The sequence below is a fragment of the Lyngbya sp. CCY1209 genome, assembly GCF_035615495.1.
Taxonomy (GTDB): Bacteria; Cyanobacteriota; Cyanobacteriia; order Cyanobacteriales; family Microcoleaceae; genus Limnospira.
The window spans coordinates 1-4,175 of sequence record NZ_JAJENU010000221.1; the positions used below are offsets into that span (position 1 = coordinate 1).

Annotated in this window: 4 protein-coding genes; 1 reads left to right on the plus strand and 3 read right to left on the minus strand. The window is 58.2% G+C overall.

Going from position 1 to position 4,175, the window contains the following annotated elements:
• Positions 1-122 precede the first annotated feature (122 nt).
• Together LKE08_RS04835 and LKE08_RS04840 are read right to left on the minus strand one after the other, a co-directional pair.
• Positions 123-806 carry a class I SAM-dependent methyltransferase gene (locus LKE08_RS04835; RefSeq protein ID WP_324703063.1) on the minus strand — a complete coding sequence of 228 codons (684 nt, stop codon included), beginning with the start codon at positions 804-806 and terminating at the stop codon, positions 123-125.
• 53 nt (positions 807-859) lie between these two features.
• Entirely contained in the window at positions 860-1,951 is a 1,092-nt protein-coding gene (locus LKE08_RS04840; protein WP_324703064.1) for a RuBisCO accumulation factor 1, read from the minus strand.
• A 297-nt stretch (positions 1,952-2,248) separates the two neighbouring features.
• Here LKE08_RS04840 and LKE08_RS04845 point away from each other — a divergent pair, with 297 nt between their 5' ends.
• A complete protein-coding gene (locus LKE08_RS04845) occupies positions 2,249-3,040 on the plus strand; it encodes a DUF3153 domain-containing protein (RefSeq protein ID WP_324703065.1) in 792 nt (263 codons plus the stop codon).
• A 96-nt stretch (positions 3,041-3,136) separates the two neighbouring features.
• Here LKE08_RS04845 and LKE08_RS04850 read toward each other — a convergent pair.
• Positions 3,137-4,175, minus strand: a 1,039-nt coding sequence (locus LKE08_RS04850) for a calcium-binding protein (protein ID WP_324703066.1), incomplete at its 5' end; no start/stop codon positions are given.

Genomic DNA, 4,175 nt, shown 5'->3' on the forward strand with positions numbered 1-4,175 from the left:
ATCGGGTTGGGGCCCCTGGCTTGCGCCCTCGGGAATTGATTCCCAAGCGGTCTGGATGTCTCACCCACCGCTCCCCCCGCTCCCTCCCGACTCCCCACTCCCGACTCCCCACTCCCTACACCCTACACCCCACACCCCACACCCGCCTTCTTGGCCACTCCAGCGGCGTGGGGGGCGATGATCGGAAATTTCAGCCGAAAATTCAGTCCCTCTGCGATCTCGAAACCGGCTGTTCGCAGGGCCGTTTCGGTTTCTCGGTTGGGGTGGCAGTTGTCGAACACCCGCTTCCAAATCGGGGCGACGGCATCCTGTACCTGCCGGTTCCAACTGCCGGATTCGGCGGCGACGTGTTCCAGGAAGATCAACTCGCCTCCGGGTTTGAGAACCCGCCAAATTTCCCGCAGGCTCTGTTGGGGGTCGTCCACCGAGCAGAAAACGTGGGTGCCCACGACACAATCGACGCTGGCATCGTCCAGGGGTATGCGTTCGGCCCCGCCTTCGTACAGTGCGATCGCCCCGAATCCCCGGCGATCGGCTTCTTCTTTCAAATAGCCGTGCATATGGGGGTTCGGTTCGATGCCGATCCAGCGGATATCCGGGGGAAAATGGGCGAAGTTCGCCCCCGCACCGGGGCCGATTTCGAGGACGGTGCCGTGCACTCGGCCGAATAAGGTTTGTTTCAACTCGCCCAGGTTGTCGTGGGTATGGCAGGCGTCGAGCTTCACCGAGCGGGTGCCGGTATTTGCGCGGGCCATCCCCCAGGCAAAAAAGCGCTTTTGGAGGTTGGCGAGGGGGGAATGGGACATGGGGGATTTCTCAAAATTGCGACAACTTCTATTATGGTCCGACTCCCGATTCCCTACTCCTCAATTTGCCACACGTCGGTCATCTGATTTTCATCGACGATGCGTTTCGGACGCAGGATCAAAACCACCCGGCCCAGGAGGGTTTCTTCCGGTTCGTTTTCAAACCACCGCAATTCGAGTTGGCCGTTTTCTTCCACCAGAAAATAGCTGTCGCCTTCCCAAATTCTCCCGGCGCGATCGACGACCACCAGAACCTCTTCAACCGCACCCGGGAGGGGACTCGGCAGGCGATCGCTCCGACACAAAATCGCTACCGGATCTTCTGAGGCGAGGATCACCTGCCACCCGGGGAGGGGAACCCAGGCACCGAGTCCGGAAAACTGCACAATCCGGAAGGGTTCGGCGGCTTCGGTTAAGGGGACGGCTTTGAGATCCTCGACGGCGAGGGGAAATCGGCCCACCACGGGGAGGATGCAGGGGAGGTCTTCCTGGGCTTCGAGGCGGTACACGGGGAGGCGGGGTGCCGGTTTTTGGGAGACGACGGTAAAATCGGTGAGGAGTTGTTCGAGTCGGGTGCGGGCGCCGGGGGAAGTGGCAAATTTGAGGCCCCGGGCGATGAGGCGCGATCGCTCCTGGAGGTCGTTATTTTGGCGGGCCAGTTTCCAGCACTGGCAGGCGACGACATCCCCCGGGTCCCGGGAAAATCCCTCGGGAACCGAACCCAGCCGGGAAAAATCTTTGATCGCCCGGGCGACGATTTTCGCCTCGTCCGCGTCTAAATGATTGTCGAGGATCAATTGGGCGGCGTCGATGCGCTGGGGTTGGGTGAGGATGCGGAGTTCGTAGAGGATATCGCTGCCTTTTTGCCAGAAGTGGGATTTCACGGCCTCCGATGCCCCGCCCTTGTCCATCGAAGCGTACACCTGGGCGGCGACGATCACCTGATTTTGCTGGATGGGTTCAAACCCGGTTTCCTCGAAGATCTGCTGGGAATTGTAGCCGGATTTTTGCAGGGCGGCGCAGCCTTGCCCCCACTCCACCCAGGAGCCCTCCTTGCGACGCAGCATCCCCACCAGGGCTTCCGTATCGGGAGCGCCTTCGGCGGGTTGGGGGGAAAAATTCGGGTTTTGAGGTGTTCGAGCCATATTGATTCCGATGAGAACGTTGATTGGGGATGGGAAGCGGAGGAAGCCTCCGTCCCTGTATATTATTCCTTATTCCCGACTCCCGAGTCCCGACTCCCCAGAATGGAGGGGGTCGGGAAGAACTGACATGATCAATTATCAATTATCAATTATCAATTATCAAAAGATTGCGATCGCCGCTCTCCCCATTTGGGCGAATTGACAACGGTGCGGTGATCGGTTTTGATCGAAAGCGGCGGGGGTGGCGGTCTTTGCGCGAGTGCGGCGGCCTCCGATGTCGTGGTCAGGCAAGGTTGAATGCTGAAAAAATTGCGAGTTTTGATTGTCGTCGGCATGGTTTCCCTCCTCCTCGGGGGATGCGTGCGATCGCAGGTGGGGATCGAGTTCAGGGATCAGACCCACGGACAAATCGTCGGGCACATCATACTCGGGGAACAGATGACCCGTTTCGGGCAGGATGTGGCGAAGGAGTGGTTGCCGAGTCTCAACCGTCGCGCAAAACCCCTCAACGGCAAGGCTAGACGGCTGTCGGAACGGGAGATCGAAGTCACCATCCCATTTTACAACGGGGCGGATTTGCAAAACAAATTCACCGCATTTTTCAACCCCATCGCCCCCTCTTCCCGGCAAAAACTCGACCTCCCGGAAGGGGAATTGCCCCAGTTTTCTTCGGACTTGGGGTTGACGCAAAATAACTTAATTTTCGCCCTCCGCAACCACCTGAGTTTGGAATTGGATTTGCGATCGCTCGCTTTGATTTCCACCGATGAAAATGCGATCGTCGGGACGGGAAACCTGCTGGAGTTTGAATTCACCCTCGCCACCCCCTGGGGGGGACGGGCGATCGTCCCGGAGACAGCCGTGGAAGGGGAATCCGTCGCCACCCGCGACAATGGAAAAGTCCTCGTCTGGACCCTCAAACCCGGGGAAATTAACCGCCTGGAAGCGGTTTTTTGGGTTCCGAGCCCCATCGGTATCGGTGCGGCCGCGATCGCCGGTTTTGTCTATCTGGGCTTTTTGCTAAAATCTCGGTTTTTGACGCCTTCTAGCCCCCAAAACGCCGGGGTGACGGCCGTTGAGGAAGGGTAGTGGTATCGGGATAATTTTTGACCGACAAAAAGCGATCGCCCCCCACGATTGAAACGGTCGGAGCGATCGCATTTTACACTGAAAAATTAACCGACTTTAGAACACAGACGTACTAAAATCATCCGCACCGATAATCCCGGCATCCACGCCCACCAATTCCGCCAGAACATCAGAACCCAAAGCAATCTGAGTCTGGCCGTTGACGGAAGTGATGGTGAGTTGCTCGAAACTCATGCCGCCGTCGAGGACAATAATATCCTCACCACTGGTAAAATCGGTAATGGTATCCGGGCCGTAACCAGGGACGAGGACGAAGCGATCGCTCCCATTCCCCCCGGTCAGCAGGTCGGCACCTTGTGCCCCGACGAGGATATCATCCCCATTGCCGCCGTCGAGTTGGTCGTCGCCTTCCCCGCCGTCGAGGATGTCGTTGCCCTCATCACCCGAGAGCACGTCGGAACCCTCGCCACCGTCGAGGATGTCATCCCCTTGACCGCCATAGACTGTATCATTACCGGCATTACCGGAAATCGTATCCGCCTCTTGGTTGCCATAGAGGACATCATTGCCCTCGTTACCCTCCATCAGGTCAGACCCCTGGCCACCGAAAACGATATCGTCGCCCTCGCCACCTTTGGCCTGGTCATCCCCCTGGCCACCGTAAACCTCATCATTGCCGTCGGCGCCGTCGAGAACGTCGTTTCCTTGGTTGCCATTGAGCCAGTCGTCCCCCTCGTCACCGGAAACGGCGTCATTTCCTTGGTTGCCGAACAGTTCGTCATCGTCGGCACCGCCGAGGATTTGGTCATCATCCTTGCCACCTTGAACGATATCGTTACCCGCCCCCGCATCGATGACATCGTTGCCTTCGTTGCCGTTGGCTTCGTCGTTCCCGAGGCCCAAATTGACGTTATCGTTGCCCGCCAAAGCGAACAGTTCGTCGGCTTCTGGGGTTCCCGTCAGGTTGTCAGCTTCCGGAGTGGGTTCGGCCACAGAAGGGCTAGTATTGCCGGGGACAATCGGCGGAAATGCGATCGTGCTGATAGAATCGGTGGGGTCTTGACGTACTCCCCGCACTAAAGTGACGGGGATTCTGAATATCACTATCCAGACTTTCTCTTTCGGCGAGTCAGCT

Bases quoted from the DNA above. Each gene is read 5' to 3' on its own strand.
- LKE08_RS04835 (WP_324703063.1), bottom strand. From the start codon at position 806: ATGTCCCATTCCCCCCTCGCCAACCTCCAAAAGCGCTTTTTTGCCTGG.
- LKE08_RS04840 (WP_324703064.1), bottom strand. From the start codon at position 1,951: ATGGCTCGAACACCTCAAAACCCGAATTTTTCCCCCCAACCCGCCGAA.
- LKE08_RS04845 (WP_324703065.1), top strand. From the start codon at position 2,249: ATGCTGAAAAAATTGCGAGTTTTGATTGTCGTCGGCATGGTTTCCCTC.